Source organism: Pseudomonas sp. BF-R-01, assembly GCF_019946615.1.
Taxonomy (GTDB): Bacteria; Pseudomonadota; Gammaproteobacteria; order Pseudomonadales; family Pseudomonadaceae; genus Aquipseudomonas; species Aquipseudomonas migulae.
This window is the reverse complement of sequence record NZ_JAGYFX010000055.1, coordinates 25,992-40,875: the sequence shown is the minus strand read 5'-3', so window position 1 is coordinate 40,875 and position 14,884 is coordinate 25,992. Positions and strand designations below refer to the sequence as shown.

General features: G+C 60.1%; 15 protein-coding genes. 1 reads left to right on the top strand and 14 read right to left on the bottom strand.

Annotated features, from left to right (window positions below):
• Positions 1-222: 222 nt before the first annotated feature.
• From KGB27_RS19850 to KGB27_RS19790, 13 genes are all read right to left on the bottom strand, one after another.
• Positions 223-1,650, bottom strand: a complete 1,428-nt coding sequence (locus tag KGB27_RS19850; RefSeq protein ID WP_223555938.1) for an FAD/NAD(P)-binding protein — start codon at positions 1,648-1,650, stop codon at positions 223-225.
• A 14-nt stretch (positions 1,651-1,664) separates the two neighbouring features.
• Entirely contained in the window at positions 1,665-2,432 is a 768-nt protein-coding gene (locus tag KGB27_RS19845) for an ABC transporter ATP-binding protein (RefSeq protein WP_223555936.1), read from the bottom strand.
• A 3-nt stretch (positions 2,433-2,435) separates the two neighbouring features.
• The gene (locus KGB27_RS19840) at positions 2,436-3,776 is read right to left on the bottom strand and encodes an ABC transporter substrate-binding protein (RefSeq protein ID WP_192496355.1); all 1,341 of its coding nucleotides are present in this window, start codon (positions 3,774-3,776) and stop codon (positions 2,436-2,438) included.
• Positions 3,777-3,806: 30 nt separating this feature from the next.
• On the bottom strand, positions 3,807-4,856 hold the full coding sequence (locus KGB27_RS19835; RefSeq protein WP_223555934.1) for a branched-chain amino acid ABC transporter permease: 1,050 nt from the start codon (positions 4,854-4,856) through the stop codon (positions 3,807-3,809).
• 4 nt (positions 4,857-4,860) lie between these two features.
• Positions 4,861-5,742 (bottom strand): branched-chain amino acid ABC transporter permease, encoded by an 882-nt coding sequence (locus KGB27_RS19830; protein ID WP_223555932.1) that lies wholly within the window; start codon positions 5,740-5,742, stop codon positions 4,861-4,863.
• Entirely contained in the window at positions 5,742-6,518 is a 777-nt protein-coding gene (locus KGB27_RS19825) for an ABC transporter ATP-binding protein (RefSeq protein ID WP_223555930.1), read from the bottom strand. The genes KGB27_RS19830 and KGB27_RS19825 overlap by 1 nt, the downstream gene beginning before the upstream one ends.
• Entirely contained in the window at positions 6,515-7,420 is a 906-nt protein-coding gene (locus KGB27_RS19820) for an AMP-binding protein (RefSeq protein ID WP_223555927.1), read from the bottom strand. The genes KGB27_RS19825 and KGB27_RS19820 overlap by 4 nt, the downstream gene beginning before the upstream one ends.
• A gap of 504 nt (positions 7,421-7,924) precedes the next feature.
• Positions 7,925-9,328: an LLM class flavin-dependent oxidoreductase gene (locus tag KGB27_RS19815; RefSeq protein WP_207286260.1), complete on the bottom strand. Its 1,404-nt coding sequence runs from the start codon at positions 9,326-9,328 to the stop codon at positions 7,925-7,927.
• A 290-nt stretch (positions 9,329-9,618) separates the two neighbouring features.
• Positions 9,619-9,927 (bottom strand): hypothetical protein, encoded by a 309-nt coding sequence (locus tag KGB27_RS19810; RefSeq protein WP_223555924.1) that lies wholly within the window; start codon positions 9,925-9,927, stop codon positions 9,619-9,621.
• Positions 9,928-10,211: 284 nt separating this feature from the next.
• Entirely contained in the window at positions 10,212-10,640 is a 429-nt protein-coding gene (locus tag KGB27_RS19805) for an acyl-CoA dehydrogenase (protein WP_207286262.1), read from the bottom strand.
• A gap of 10 nt (positions 10,641-10,650) precedes the next feature.
• On the bottom strand, positions 10,651-11,853 hold the full coding sequence (locus tag KGB27_RS19800; RefSeq protein ID WP_223480186.1) for an SfnB family sulfur acquisition oxidoreductase: 1,203 nt from the start codon (positions 11,851-11,853) through the stop codon (positions 10,651-10,653).
• Between the two features lie 216 nt (positions 11,854-12,069).
• The gene (locus KGB27_RS19795) at positions 12,070-12,390 is read right to left on the bottom strand and encodes a hypothetical protein (RefSeq protein ID WP_008043182.1); all 321 of its coding nucleotides are present in this window, start codon (positions 12,388-12,390) and stop codon (positions 12,070-12,072) included.
• 161 nt (positions 12,391-12,551) lie between these two features.
• Positions 12,552-13,115, bottom strand: coding sequence for a helix-turn-helix domain-containing protein (locus KGB27_RS19790; RefSeq protein WP_192496349.1), 564 nt, complete (start codon positions 13,113-13,115; stop codon positions 12,552-12,554).
• Between KGB27_RS19790 and KGB27_RS19785 the strand changes: the two genes are divergently transcribed.
• Positions 13,110-14,129, top strand: a complete 1,020-nt coding sequence (locus tag KGB27_RS19785) for a DMT family transporter (protein ID WP_223555921.1) — start codon at positions 13,110-13,112, stop codon at positions 14,127-14,129. The two genes, KGB27_RS19790 and KGB27_RS19785, sit on opposite strands and share 6 nt — an antisense overlap.
• A 62-nt stretch (positions 14,130-14,191) precedes the next feature.
• Here KGB27_RS19785 and KGB27_RS19780 read toward each other — a convergent pair whose 3' ends face one another.
• A complete protein-coding gene (locus KGB27_RS19780; protein WP_223555918.1) occupies positions 14,192-14,380 on the bottom strand; it encodes a hypothetical protein in 189 nt (62 codons plus the stop codon).
• Positions 14,381-14,884 lie beyond the last annotated feature (504 nt).

The following is a 14,884-nucleotide window of genomic DNA, read 5'->3' as shown; positions in this document are numbered from 1 at the left end:
GGGCAACCCGGCATGGATGCCGGGTTAGCCGCCCCCGGCCAGGGATGGCCGATGGCGGCGGGCCCACGGAGCAGGACCGGAGCGAGGGCATGGCGAGCATTAGCGAGCCACCGAGCGAAAGGGGCAAGAGCGCTTTGGTTACTTTGGGGCTTTTCCAAAGTGACTCGCCGTAAGGGCGAAACCAATACCAGCCATCACAAAAAAAACGGATATACCCCCAACCTAACCCCCAACCAAGCGCAAAGCCAAAGCCTTGGCCTGACTAGCCACGTCAGTCACTGCCGTACTCTCCCACCACATCCCCCGCAACGGCGGCCCCATGGCAAACAGTCGACTCGCAACCTGCCCATCACCACCCAGCACCGCGCCATCAACCGCCGCCGCAATCCCCAGCGCCAACGGCCCCGGCCGCACCAACCCACGGGCCAACAGCTGCTGCGGCAACGGTCGCGCCACCCGTCGCCAGTCATACTCAATGCCACTGGAATTGATCAACGCCGCGCCACTGACGACAACCGTTTGCCCTTCACCACGTCGACGAATACGGATACTCACACCACCCGAAGCCGGCTCCAGCCCTTTGAACGAAGCCGCCTGAATCCGCAACCGCCCTTCCCCGTGCAATCGCGCAACCAACTGCGCACTCAACGGCGGCGACCGGTGATGATGACTTTCCCACCACGGCCGCACATGCCGCACAAACTGCCGACGCTGCCCATCCGTCGCCTGACTCCACAACCGACCGATATGCGCCCGCACCGTATCCAGTGGCGCCTGCCAGTCGACACCCTGCGCAATGGCATCCCGACAATGCCGACGCAGTGCTCGCACCAACTGTCGCGGCGTACGAATGCTGTGATCCTCGGCAAGAAAATCCACCCACGCCGGTGGTTGTCGACGCACGTGCGGCAGCAAGCCATGCCGGGAAAACACTTCGATCGGCCCGCGATGCCCGGCCTGTTCCAGCGACACCACGGCATCGACCATGGTCAGGCCCGAACCGATGATCAACACTGTCGATTGCGGATCCAGCTCACGCATCGCGGCAACATCCCAGGGATCAAGCGCCGCAGCGTTCAAGCCACTGGACTCGGTCTGTGGCGTGCGCGCAGCCGGAAACATCCCGGTCGCCAGCACCGCATAAGCGCCCCGCAACCGCTGGCCGTCACTCAAGCTCAGCCGCACCGAATCATCCAGCGTCTGCAAGTCCACCACCTCGGCCCGCACATGCTCGACCGTCGAGCCATTCAACGCCCCCAGCGCTTGCGCTTCGGCCAACCGTTGCTGCACGTACAACCCGAAAATCCCCCGGGGCGGAAATAGCTCGCTGACCGGCACATGCTGCTCATCGGACTCCGGCCAGCCACCGCCAGCGATGTACCCGGTCAGCCATTGAGTCAAATCGTCGGCGTTGTCCGGGTCGACGCTCATGCGCGCCGCGTTGCCGTTGAGCGTATGGCCCAACTCGACCGCGCTGTAGGCCTCGCCCCGTCCAAGTTCTGCCCGGGGTTCGATCACCAGCAACGAGCGTTTACCGGGCAGGCGCAACAACTGCGCCGCCAGCATCGCGCCGCTGAGGCCACCGCCGACGATCAGGATGTCCGCGTGGCGGATGGCGTCGGTCGCCTGTCCGCGTTGGGTTTCAGTCATGGCGTTCTCACTGCTCAGTGTTTACCTAGATAAAAGTCATGCAGATCGCCCCGCGCCAACAGCGACTCGCTGCTGCCGGACAACACCACCCGGCCGGTGTCGAGGACATAGGCCTGTGAGGCGTACTTGAGCGCCACATTAATGTTTTGCTCGGCAATCAGAAAGCTCACCTGCTCGTCGCGATTGAGCTGGGCGACGATCTCGAAAATCTCCTGGACGATAATAGGCGCCAAACCCATGGAAGGTTCATCAAGCAGTACCAAAGTAGGACGTGTCATCAACGCCCGGCCGATGGCGACCATCTGCTGCTCGCCACCGGACGTCAGCCCGGCCTGGGTCTTGCGCTTGGTTTTCAGGCGCGGGAACCAGGCGTAAATCCGCTCCAGATCCCGGGCCAGCTCCTGGCGGTTCAAGCCGCGCACGAAGCCGCCACTGCGCAGGTTGTCTTCGACCGTCAACTGCGGGAACACGTGGCGACCTTCCAGCACGTGCACCATTCCTTGGCGCACCCGCAGACTGGGATCGACACCCGCCGTATCGCGGCCGAGAAACTCGATCGTGCCGCGACTGACTTGCGCCCGCTCGGCCCGCACCAACCCGGAAATCGCCTTCAGCGTGGTGCTTTTTCCCGCGCCGTTGGCACCGAGCAACGCGACGATGCCGCCCTTGGGCACCGTCAGCGAAACCCCGGCCACGGCCAGGATCGCGCCGTCGTAGATCACCTCGATGTCGTTGACTCGCAACAGGTCATTGGCGGCAGTGTCGCTGGCGGCTTGGCTCATGGTTTATTCATCCCCAGTGCAGGTGCGTGGCGTCAGGCCTTTTTCCTTGGCGAACGCGGCGGATTTTTCATCGATCAACGGCCGCAACAAGGCACGGTCGGCGGCGATCCAGTCGCTGATCAGCGTCCAGTTCGCGCCGTCCCACTGCTGCACCCGCGCCGAACCGCCGCCCTCGTGATCCTTGCAGGACAATTTGAGGTTTTGCATCAGGCCGAAATAGCCCATGTCCTTGAGCCGCGCATCGTCGATGTTCAAGTGTTCCAGCCCCCAGCGGCCTTCTTCGCCGTTCAACGGACGCTTGCCGAATTTTCCTTGCGCAGTACGGATCGCTTCCACCATGACTGCGGCATTCACCAGCCCGGAGTTGTAGTAGACGCTGCCGAAATTCTTCAGGTCCTTGAGGTCGCTCTTGCCCTTGTCGAGGATGAATTGCTTGAGGCGTTTGTGGATCTCGAAATCAGCGCCAGCGGGGTATGGCGTCAGCGCCAGATAACCCTTCGCGGCGGCGCCTGCGGGCAACACGTCTTCGCTGGAGCTGGCCCAGATGTCGCCGACGATGTGGTCCACCGGGAAGCCGAAGCGTGCGGCGGTTTTAACCGCGACCGGCGTCGACACGCCCCAGGTGCGCAGGAACACCCAGTCCGGGTTGACCTGGCGAATCTGCCGCCATTGCGCCGATTGCTCGTTACCCGGATCGGCCACCGGAATCTGGATGTTCTCGAAGCCGTATTTCTCCGCCAACAGTTTCAGCGGGCCGAGGGTTTCCCGGCCATACGCGGAGTCGTGATAGACCGTGGCAATCTTCTTGCCCTTGAGTTTGTCGAAACCGCCCTCGCGCTGAGCGATGTAATTGATCAGGCTCGACGCCTCGCTGTAGAAGGTCAGCATCACCGGGAAGTTGTACGGGAACACCGTGCCGTCGGTGGCTTCGGTACGCCCGTAGCCGAGGGTAATCAGCGGGATCTTGTCGACTTCCGCGCGCTCGCTCAGCGCATAGGCCGCCGGCGCGCCGTTGGGTGAATAGATCGCCACTGGCGCGCCATCCAGGCCCTTCTTGAAGCGCTCATAGCACTCGATGCCCTTCTCCGCCGTCCACTCGGTTTCGCATTCCTGCCACACCAGTTTGACGCCGTTGATTCCGCCTTCCACGTCGTTGATGTAGTTCAGGTAATCGAGCATCCCGGCCCACACCTGCACGCCGCTGGAGGCGTAGGCGCCGACGCGATAGGTGGCCAACGGGAAGAATTGCTGGTCGGCCGAGGCCTGGACCACCGGCACTGCACTGCTGAAAACGGCCAGCGTCAAAGCGGCGCCGACCAACGAACGTTTCAAGGATGCACGCATGTTGTCTCTCTATCTAATAATGGAAAGGATTCAGAAGCGCAGCGGCCAGTGACTCAGCCGTTCACGAAGGTTGCCCAGCAGGCGGATCAGGCCTTCCGGTTCCTTGATCAGGAACAGGATGATCAGCACGCCGAAGATGATTTTTTGCAGGTTCTGCAACTGCCCGGCGTCCACCGAACCACCGAACAAGGCTTGTCCGGCGTGGCTGAGCAGGATCGGCAACAGGCTGATGAACGCCGCGCCGACGAAGTTGCCGGCGATGCTGCCCATGCCGCCGATAATGATGATGAACAGGATCTGGAACGACCGGTTGATATCGAAACTGCTGGCGCTGGCAGTACCCAGGTAGGCGAAGGCCCACAGCGCACCGGCGATGCCGAGGTAGAACGAACTGACGGCGAACGCCAGGTGTTTGTAGCGCACCACCGGAATGCCGATTACCGCTGCGGCGGTGTCCATGTCGCGGATCGCCATCCAGTTGCGGCCGATCTGGCTTTTCACCAGATTCACCGCCACCCAGGTCAGCAACAATACGATGGTCAGGGTCAGCAGATAACGACCGAGTGGCGTATTCAGGTCGTGGCCGAACAGCGCCAGTTTCGGCGCGGAAATGGTCCCGGACGAACCGTAGTTGTAGAACCAGGGGAATTTGACGAACAGCCACTCCAGGAAAAACTGCGCCGCCAGCGTGGTGACCATCAGGTAAAAGCCTTTGATCCGCGAGCTCGGCAGGCCGAAAACAAACCCCACCACCGCGCTGATCAGCCCGCCGCCGAGCAGCGCGACGGGCAAGCCCAGTTCAGGCAAGCGCAGCAAAAATCCATACGTGGCAAACGCCCCGACCGCCATGAACCCGGCCGCGCCGACCGAGGTCTGGCCGGTGTAACCGGTGAGCAGATTCAGGCCGAGCCCGGCCAGGGACAGCACCAGAAACGGGATCAGGATTGCGTTCAGCCAATAGTCGTTGCCGGTCAGCGGCACGATCACGAAAGCGATCAACAACAAAGCGAGCAATCCGAACGGTATACGACGCTGGATCAACACCGACGGCGCGGTTTCGCGGGCAAGGGAAATGGTCATGGGTTCAGACTCGCTCGATGGCGCGCTCGCCGAACAGGCCGGCGGGACGGATGTACAGGAAGGCCAAAGCCAGGACATAGGCGAACCACGGGGTGATGCCGCCGCCGATCAGCGGACCGACGTAGACCTCGGCGATGTTCTCCGCCGCGCCGACAATCAGTCCGCCGACGATGGCCCCGCCAATCGAGGTGAAGCCACCGATGATCAGCACCGGCAACGCTTTGAGCACCACCAGCGACAGCGAAAACTGCACCCCTTGGCGAGCGCCCCAAAGCAGTCCCGCCACCAACCCGACAACCCCGGCCACGGCCCAGACGATCTGCCAGATCCGGTTGAGGTTGATGCCGATCGACAACGCGGCGGTGGTGTCATCCGCCACCGCCCGCAACGACACGCCGATGCGGGTCTTGTTGAACAGCAACGCCAGCACCGTCACCAACACAATGGCCGCCGCCGCGGCGATCAGGTCGAACTGGCTGACCATCATCCCGCCGATGAACACCGGCACGTCGTCTATCCCTAAGTCCAGCGCCCGCACTTGCGAGCCCATCAAGCCTTGTGCCAGGCCTTCGATGATGAAGGACAGCCCAAGCGTGGCCATGAACAAGGTGATCTGCGAGCGATTGACCAATGGCCGCAGCACCAGCCGTTCGATCAGCAACGCGCCGATGATCATCACCACCACGGTCAGCAACAACGCCAGGGCAAACGGCACGCCCTGATCGTGCAGGCTGACGAAGGTCAGCGCGGCGAACAACAGCATCGCGCCCTGGGCAAAATTGAACACGCCGCTGGCCTTGTAGATCAGCACGAAGCCGATAGCGACCAGCGAATACATGGTCCCGGCGAGCAAGCCGCCGAGCAGGGTTTCGAAGAAAAATGTCATCAGTGCACCACTCCCAGATACGCCGCGATCACTTCGGGATCGGCCTGCACTTCGGCCGGCGTGCCGTCGCCGACCTTGCGCCCGTAATCGAGGACCACGACGTGGTCGGACAGGCCCATGACCACGCTCATGTCGTGCTCGATCAACACCACCGTGGTGCCAAGGTCGCGGTTGATGTCGGCGATGAAACGGGCCATTTCCTGTTTCTCTTCGGCGTTCATTCCGGCCATCGGCTCATCCAGCAGCAACAGGCGCGGGCCGGCGATCAAGGCGCGGCCGAGCTCTACGCGTTTTTGCAGGCCGTAGGACAGATTGCCCACCGACACATCGCGATGCGCCTGCAGCTCAAGGAATTCGAGAATGCCCTGGGCTTGTTGGCGGAAAACTTCCGCCTCGCGGCGTGCTCGCGGCAGGTTGAGTGCCTGTTCGATGAAGCTGCTGCGCAAGTGCCGCGACAGGCCGGTGAGGATGTTGTCGATCACGCTCATTTTCTTGAACAACGCGTTGTTCTGGAACGTGCGGCCAATGCCTCGGCGCGCAGCGGTCAACGGGTCGATGCGTTTGAACGGCTGTTGCTCGAAGACAATTGAACCGGCGTCGAAGCGGTACACGCCGTTCAGCACGTTGAGCAGCGAACTCTTGCCCGCGCCGTTGGGGCCGATCAGCGCGCAGATCTCGCCCCGACGCACGTCGAAGGACAGCTCGTTGATCGCTTTCACGCCTTTGAAGGACAGGGAAATGCCGCTGACTTGCAGGATGGAATCGGTCGAAGTCATGCGATGTCCCGTTTGAATTCAGTGAGCCAGGTTGGCGCGGCTTTCACCTCAGGCGTGCGCGTGGCTTGCCAGATGTAATGCAGGTTGTGAAAACCGAGCAGTCGCCGAACGCGGTTCTTGATCAGGCGTTGCAGGCCTTTTTCCGGGTGAGCGATGGCCCACTCGCAAAGACGTCGACGCCAGGTGCCTTGCGCGGCGAGGCGGCTGTCGATTTCCTCGGCCAGCAGTTGCAGGCGTTCGGCCGACAACAGCAACCCCGATGGCGCCACCTCACGCCGGTCGCGACTGGCACTGCCGGGGCTTTCCGGGAAAGCCAGGGATTGGCCGCTGCTCAGCCATTGCTCAAGCAACACCGTCAGGCCGGCCTGCCATTGCGTGCCCTCTTCGCTCCACAGTTGCGCGCTCTGGCGCCAACGGTTGAGGCGCTGCGGAGTGTCCACCGGGCCAAGCAGGTCGTTGAAGTTGAGCAGCGTTTGGCCCTGATTGAGCCACAGTTGCCGGGTCTGCCGGCCCTGAACGAAGGCGTGCGTGGGCCCGCTGCGCCAGAGGGTTTTGTGCAGGGATTCGGGGTCGAGGTTGTCCGGCAGGGTCAGCAATTGCCCGCCAATGTGTTGTGCGGCCAGGGCCAGCAGCAACAGATTCGGTTCGAACGCACCGCTGAGGGCCAACCTCGAATCTTCGGTAAAACCTTGTTGGCGCAAGCCGTCGGCCAAACGCTCGACATCGCGCAGGGCATCGATCCAGCGCAAGACAAACCACTGGCCGTGGCGCTTGTGACGCAGCGCCGGCTGCAACGGACTGACCTGCGCCCAGTGACGCAATTGCTCCAGCGCCGTGGGCAGCTCGACCCGCCACTCGGCGGTGTCCGCGAGGGGCGGACGTTTGAGTTCATGCACGCTCATGGGTTGACCTCCTGTTCATGGGCAAAAGCGTGCGGTGGTCCGCTGGGCCAAAAAATCTCTAAATCACCACCATCCCCTGTAGGAGCCGGCTCGCCGGCGATAGCGGCGTGACAGCCGACACCAATGCTGGATGTACCGGCCTCTTCGCGGGCAAGCCTCGCTCCTACAGGGTTTTGTGTCGTCCACGGAAATCACCGGCAACACGAATCCTGTAGGAGCCGGCTTGCCGGCGATGGCGGCGTGACAGCCGACATCAATGCTGGATGTGCCGGCCCCTTCGCGAGCAGGCTCGCTCCCACAGGTTTCGTGTCGCCAGCGATATTTGTGCACGACACAAAACCCTGTAGGAGCCGGCTTGCTGGCGATAGCGGCGTGACAGCCGACATCAATGCTGGATGTACCGGCCTCTTCGCGGGCAAGCCACGCTCCTACAGGGTTTTGTGTCGTCCACGGAAATCACCGGCAACACGAATCCTGTAGGAGCCGGCTTGCCGGCGATGGCGTCTAGGCAGACACCACTTTCTTCCCCTGCTGCCGCAACCCCGCCAAATCCCGATACCCCGCGCCCGGATGTATCTCCGGCAACCGCGCGCCCTCCCCGAACAACTTCTCGCGCAAGGTCCCCGGTGCGTACTCGGTCTTGTAGACCCCACGCTTCTGCAACTCCGGCACCAGCAGTTCCACGGCGTCGATAAAGGTTTCGTGCGTCAGCGCATAGGCCAGGTTGAAGCCGTCCACATCGGTCTCTTCAACCCACTCCTGCAAAAGATCGGCAACCGTCTCGGGGCTGCCGACAAACAGCGGACCAAACCCGCCAATCCCGACCCAGTCGGCCAGTTCATTCGGCGTCCAGACCTTGTTCGGATCGGCCGTGGAGAACGCTTCCACCGCCGATTGGATGGCGTTGGTGTGCACATGCTTGAGCGGTTCATCCGGTTTGAACTGACTGAAATCGATCCCGGTCCAGCCCGAAATCAATGCCATCGCACCTTCATAGCTGACCCAGGTTTTGTATTCCTCGAACTTGGCTTTGGCCTTGGCGTCGGTCTCACCGAGGATCACCGTTTGCAGGTTGAAGATCAGGATCTTCGACGGATCACGCCCGGCCTCGGCGGCGCGACGACGAATGTCGGCCACGGTCTTTTTCAGCAGCACTTTCGACGGCGCTGCCACAAACACGCATTCGGCATGTTCAGCGGCGAACTGCTTGCCGCGACTCGATGCACCGGCCTGGTACAGCACGGGCGTGCGTTGCGGTGACGGTTCGCAGAGGTGAATGCCCGGCACCTGGAAGTGTTTGCCGACGTGCTGGATTTCGTGGATTTTGCTCGGATCACTGAAAATCCGACGCTCGCGATCGCGCAGGATCGCGCCCTCTTCCCAACTGCCTTCCCAGAGTTTGTAGCAAACCTCCAGGTACTCTTCGGCGAAGTCGTAGCGGGCGTCGTGTTCAGTCTGGTTTTTCTGCCCGAGGTTCTTCGCACCGCTTTCCAGATACGAGGTGACGATGTTCCAGCCAGCGCGGCCCTTGGTCAGGTGATCGAGGGTCGACAGGCGTCGGGCGAACGGATACGGGTGCTCAAACGACAGCGACGCAGTCAGGCCGAAACCCAGATGTTCGGTGACCAGCGCCATCGGCGGAATCAGTTGCAGCGGATCGTTGACCGGCACCTGCGCCGCCTGACGGATCGCCGCATCACCGTTGCCGTTGTAGACGTCGTAGATGCCGAGCACGTCGGCGATGAACAATCCGTCGAACTTGCCGCGCTCGAGGATTTTCGCCAGGTCGGTCCAGTATTCAAGGTCTTTGTACTGCCACGAACGGTCCCGTGGGTGCGCCCATAAACCGGGCGACTGGTGACCGACGCAGTTCATGTCGAAAGCGTTGAGGCGGATTTCACGAGGCATCAGGCAATACTCCTGAAAACCGCGCTGATGAAATAAGGATAAAGCCGGGGGGTGGCAGAGGTGATCGACATGATATTAAGGCTCCAGATGGATATAGGAGTCTTAATGCACAAGTCAGGCCAATAGAGATGAGGCGCGTGGTTTCGATACTTTGAGAAGTATCGACGTGAGATATTGATCTATTCAACAACACAAACTGTTTTAGTACTGTTTGTGGGGCAACACCTATAATTAGAAGTGCTCAAATCTTCAGCGAAAAAAGAGCACTCATTGTTATGGCTTTTAGAATCTCAATAAGGAATAAGTGGCATCACCGCACCTTCAGACTCAGTGCTTCCAGACTCTGTCCTGCGGGTGCAAACGAAAATGACGGGGTTGGGGAGGCCCTGAGTGTTCCATGCAAGCTGAGCGCTAAGCCCTTCACCATCTCTCAGAGCTATTTTGTGGGCAAAAGTAATGAGCGCGCTGTCTTTAACGTATTGCAAATAAATTTCATTTCCAGACCTAATCTCGCTGTTAAAAGATTCAGTCGTGGTAGCCACGTAGACCTTCTCTTCCCGCAAGGCCACTACTTTAGGTGCATCCAGATATCCCGCCATTTCGCAATCCTCTTAAAATCATCAACAATGGTTTCCCACAGCTCTTGGCTGAAGTTCTCCGCTGTTCAGCGCACCCATTGCACTGGATCATGATTTAAGGCCCATGACAAATAACTGTCTACTGTCAAAAGTAACAGGCATGCAGGGATATTGGACGGACGGTAATTTGCAGTCAGATCAAAATGCGGTGCAAAAACTTCAACGCGACAACGCCTGTCGTTGCGACAGGCGTGAGGTCGATAAGCAGCAGAAAACTGCTGAACTCATCAGGGGTCATCCGTGAATTAGGCAAACTTCGCCGGATGTATGCCATTCAGTCGAAAATTGCCAATAAGGTGAAGCTTCCAGCGCAACGGATCCTGCAGAGATCCAGGCAACACAGTGCGCTGCCCAGTCAGTTCGAATTCAGCATCGCTAACCGCGCTCAGCGCCTCTGCACTGGCAAGGTGAGACTCGGCAATGGCGACGCTGACCTCAGTGGCGTCTTCATGGCTATTCAAAAACTCCTCCGCACGTTCGAGCAGCGCGGCGGCGACTTCGATGCGGATGTGCACATCGCCGAAACGGCTGATGACAAACGGATCGTTCGTGGTTTTGCTCTGCTGACGAACGAAGCGCAGGGTCGCATCGAGCAAACTGCGGGCGTTGTGCAAGTCGTGCTGACTTTTGGCCAGGGGTTGTCCGGCAGCAATCGGTTGGGTCAAGGCATTCATGATGGACTCCTCAGTTCCAGGCGTGGCGCGCAGGCTTGACGCCGTTGAGCAGGTAGTTGCCGATCAGGTGGTATTTCCAGCGGGCCGGGTCGTGCAGCGTGTGGGTGCGGGCGTTGCGCCAATGGCGGTCAAGGTTGTGCTTGCCGAGCACCGAGCGGGTCCCGGCCAGTTCGAAAAGTTTGCTGCTGGCGAGCAGCGCGATTTCCGCCGAGAGAACTTTGGCCTGGGCGACCACCACCGACGCGTGGGCCACCGTGTCTTCATTGGGATTGAGCAACGCCGCGTCAATGGCTTGCCCGGCTTTCTTGAGGATCGCTTCGGTGCCGTGGACCCGCCATTCGAGATCGCCGATGGCGGCGATGCTGAACGGGTCCTGCCAACCGTGATCCTGTCCGCTGTCGATCCATGGCCGGGATTCACGGGCATAGCGCTTGGTTTCTTCCAGCGCGCCGACGGCGATGCCGGTGTCCACTGCGGCTTGAATGATCTGTGAAATCGGGCCGTCGGCAGTGGGTTCGTCAAACGCTTTGTGAGCAGGGATCACCGCACTCAACGGCACCTTAACCGCATTCAACGTGACGCCACCGCTGGCGGTGGTGCGCTGGCCAAAACCGTCCCAACTGTCGATCACGGTCAGGCCGGGATTGTCGCGCTCGATGAACGCGATGAACGCCTGGTTCTGCTCGTTGACCGCCACCGCCGGGACGATGTGCGCAAACAGCGCGCCGGTGCAGTAGAACTTCTCGCCGTCGATCTGCGCGGTGTCCTTGTCGAAACGAATGCGGGTTTCAAAGGCCCCGGCGTTTTTGCTTTTGGACTCGGAGAAAGCGTTGCCGAAACGGTAACCCTGCAAGACTTTGCCGAAGTAGTAGCGCTTCTGCTCTTCGCTGGCGGTTTGCAGCAGGATGTCGAGCACGCCGAGGTGGTTTTGCGGGATCTGGCCAAGGGAAGAATCGGCGGCGGATATGATCTTGATCACTTCGGCGACGGTCACGTAGGAAACACCGGCGCCACCGTATGCCTTGGGAACGGTGATGCCCCAGAGGCCGCTGGCGGAAAACTCGTCGAGCTCGGCGACCGGCAAGCGGCGCTCGCGATCACGCACGCTGGCCTCGACGGCGAAGCGTGCAGCGAGTTTGTGAGCGACGGCGATTGCCTCGGCATCCGAATGGATGACGTGGACGGTGCGAGGGGGTTGGGCTGAGATTGTCATTACGCGACTCCAGCGTCAGGTGAATACCCAAACACCTCTACAGAAGTCGTGCCAATATTTTGAATCCTTATTAATCAGCACGTTACCGAAAAAACTTAAATGACTTAACTAAATGAAGCGAGACAATCTGTGGATTTACTGTTGCTCGACAAACACTTCTGACAGCAAAACGCTCGCCCCTTTCATAGAGGTCGAGCGCTTTGTTATTCCACTCAATCAAGAACGCAAGATCTCGTAATTTATTGAATCAGAGAGGTCTCCGGTCGCGTCATGCCAGATGATGTATTTGAACTGCTTGTTCGGCCCTACATGATCAAGCAAAGTACTTTTTGGTACTTTTACTTGATAATAGCCATCGGTCGGCACGCCGAGCTTCAGCAGATACTCCTGACGCTCAATAAACACGCTGACATCTTCACGGGGAAAATTATTGTCGGGCTCAGGAATGAGGGCCGTAGCGCCATCCGCCGGAACATCTGTAAGTTTAATCACCCCACCTACAGCTTCTTTCATTTGGAGCGCTGGTAATAAAGCCATTTATCCAACTCCGTTCAGTGGACGGTCGGGCAAACCCTACCCGGCAGTCAGGGCAAGTCACGAGTACAACGTACTGAACGATATTTAAAGAACAATCACCCCGCCCGCCTACTGTCATAAATAACAGGTAGCGCATCATTTCAGATGAGCGGTATCCGAAATCAGATCACCACATTTCGCACAAATCGCGTCGCCACTTCCCCATCGTTGCGATAGGAATGAGGCTGGTTGCTGGCGAACATGAAAAACTCCCCCGCGCCGATGTTATGTGGCGTGTCGCGCACCATCAGCGTCAGGCAACCTTCGAACACGTAAATCTGTTCGCTCCAACCTTCTGCATCCGGTTGCGACGGATAAATCTCCCCTGGTTGCAGGCACCACTCCCACTGTTCCACTTCGCGGGTGGCGGTGGCTTTGGACAACAACACGGCTTTGCTGCCCGGAATCACCCCGGCCCAGGCCACTTCATTGATGCGGCTCGGGTCGCGGGCGTCCGGTGCCTGGATCAGATCGCTGAAGGCCACGTCCAGCGCTTCGGCCACGCGGTCGAGGGTGGTCAGGCTGACGTTCTTCTCGCCGGCCTCGATGGCCACCAGCATGCGGCGGCTGACCCCGGACTTTTCGGCGAGCGCGGTCTGGCTCATGTCGGCGGCGTGGCGCAGACGCCGAACGTTCAGGCTGACGTGCTGAAGAACCGAAGCCCGCTGCGTTGAATCTTTGTGCACTATATTGCTCACTTGGTGGAGTTGGGCAGTATACTGCGCAACATTCGGCGCATTGTGCGTCGCCCTCAGGTAGCGCGCAAGGTCATGACGTCGTTGAACTCCTCCCCGGCTTCTTCCCGCAAATTCAGCAAGGCCGAGTGCGTGCTGGTGCTGATCACCATGGTCTGGGGCGGGACCTTCTTGCTGGTGCAGCACGCGATGACCGTCAGCGGCCCGATGTTCTTCGTCGGCCTGCGCTTTGCCGCCGCCGCGTGCATCGTCGCCCTGTTCTCCTGGCGTCATCTGCGGGAAATGACCCTGTTCGAACTCAAGGCCGGCGCCTTTATCGGCGTGGCGATCATGCTCGGCTACGGCTTGCAGACCGTCGGGTTGCAGAGCATTCCAAGCAGCCAGTCGGCCTTTATTACCGCGCTCTACGTTCCCTTCGTGCCGTTGCTGCAATGGCTGGTGCTGGGGCGGCGTCCGGGGTTGATGCCGAGCATCGGGATCATGCTGGCGTTTACCGGGTTGATGTTGCTGTCGGGGCCGGCGGGGGCTTCCTTCAATTTCAGTCCGGGTGAAATCGCCACGCTGATCAGCGCCATCGCGATTGCCGCGGAGATCATTCTGATCAGCACCTACGCGGGCCAGGTCGATGTGCGCCGGGTGACGGTGGTGCAATTGGCGACCACTTCGGTGTTGTCATTCTTGTTGGTGGTGCCGACTCAGGAAGTCATTCCTGACTTTTCATGGTTATTGCTGTGCAGCGCCCTCGGCCTCGGCGCGGCGAGCGCGGCGATTCAGGTGGCGATGAACTGGGCGCAGAAGAGCGTTTCGCCGACGCGGGCGACGTTGATCTATGCCGGTGAACCGGTGTGGGCCGGGATCGTCGGGCGGATCGCCGGGGAGCGGTTGCCGGCGATTGCGTTGGTGGGCGCGGGGTTGATTGTGGCGGCAGTGATTGTGAGTGAGTTGAAGACCAAGGGTAAGGCTGCTGCGATCGAGGAAGAGTTGGAGCGCGAAACTCAGGGGTAAACCTCACTCAAGATTTGAAGCGCCTGATAAATCGTCTTCGCCCCTTGCGACCACGTCGACCTTCACCTCTTTGCCGTACAGCCGGCATCCCGCTGCTCGACGCTCTGGAACATGCCAAACATATGATCGGCACCGCGCTGGTGCAGGCCTCTATTGACGGCATGCACGCCGCTCAAGCGGAAGGTGACGCATGAACCCGCCATATAGATGACCAACAATGATTGCGATATTCCAGTGCTGCTGGTCGCCATATACACATCCCTCCTGTAGGAGCCGGCTTGCCGGCGATGGACGATAACGCGGGCTGTCTGAATGAACGCGTCGTCCGGTCGTTTTTTCGCGGGCAAGCCTCGCTCCTACAGGGAGTCACGTTTGCTTTTGATTTCCACCACTCATCAGGCCGAGCGTTAGCTCGCCTTCAGCTTTTGATCTGAGCGCCCCCTCGAGAGGCCGAGTGGAGGTTCTGCGCAGTGGGCAACCCGGCATGGATGCCGGGTTAGCCGCCCCCGGCCATGGATGGCCGATGGCGGCGGGCCCACGGAGCAGGACCGGAGCGAGGGCATGCCGAGCATTAGCGAGGCACCGAACGAAAGGGGCAAGAGCGCTTGGTTACTTGGGGCTTTTCCAAGTGACTCGCCGTAAGGGCGAAACCATAAGTGGCCGTCACCGCAGCAATGGATATGTACACCATCAAAGAAACACGCCGGCCATTAGGACGCCATCGTCGGAACGCCGCCCGCAGCAAGCCGGCTCCT

Bases quoted from the DNA above. Each gene is read 5' to 3' on its own strand.
- KGB27_RS19850 (WP_223555938.1), bottom strand. From the start codon at position 1,650: ATGACTGAAACCCAACGCGGACAGGCGACCGACGCCATCCGCCACGCG.
- KGB27_RS19845 (WP_223555936.1), bottom strand. From the start codon at position 2,432: ATGAGCCAAGCCGCCAGCGACACTGCCGCCAATGACCTGTTGCGAGTC.
- KGB27_RS19840 (WP_192496355.1), bottom strand. From the start codon at position 3,776: ATGCGTGCATCCTTGAAACGTTCGTTGGTCGGCGCCGCTTTGACGCTG.
- KGB27_RS19835 (WP_223555934.1), bottom strand. From the start codon at position 4,856: ATGACCATTTCCCTTGCCCGCGAAACCGCGCCGTCGGTGTTGATCCAG.
- KGB27_RS19830 (WP_223555932.1), bottom strand. From the start codon at position 5,742: ATGACATTTTTCTTCGAAACCCTGCTCGGCGGCTTGCTCGCCGGGACC.
- KGB27_RS19825 (WP_223555930.1), bottom strand. From the start codon at position 6,518: ATGACTTCGACCGATTCCATCCTGCAAGTCAGCGGCATTTCCCTGTCC.
- KGB27_RS19820 (WP_223555927.1), bottom strand. From the start codon at position 7,420: ATGAGCGTGCATGAACTCAAACGTCCGCCCCTCGCGGACACCGCCGAG.
- KGB27_RS19815 (WP_207286260.1), bottom strand. From the start codon at position 9,328: ATGCCTCGTGAAATCCGCCTCAACGCTTTCGACATGAACTGCGTCGGT.
- KGB27_RS19810 (WP_223555924.1), bottom strand. From the start codon at position 9,927: ATGGCGGGATATCTGGATGCACCTAAAGTAGTGGCCTTGCGGGAAGAG.
- KGB27_RS19805 (WP_207286262.1), bottom strand. From the start codon at position 10,640: ATGAATGCCTTGACCCAACCGATTGCTGCCGGACAACCCCTGGCCAAA.
- KGB27_RS19800 (WP_223480186.1), bottom strand. From the start codon at position 11,853: ATGACAATCTCAGCCCAACCCCCTCGCACCGTCCACGTCATCCATTCG.
- KGB27_RS19795 (WP_008043182.1), bottom strand. From the start codon at position 12,390: ATGGCTTTATTACCAGCGCTCCAAATGAAAGAAGCTGTAGGTGGGGTG.
- KGB27_RS19780 (WP_223555918.1), bottom strand. From the start codon at position 14,380: ATGGCGACCAGCAGCACTGGAATATCGCAATCATTGTTGGTCATCTAT.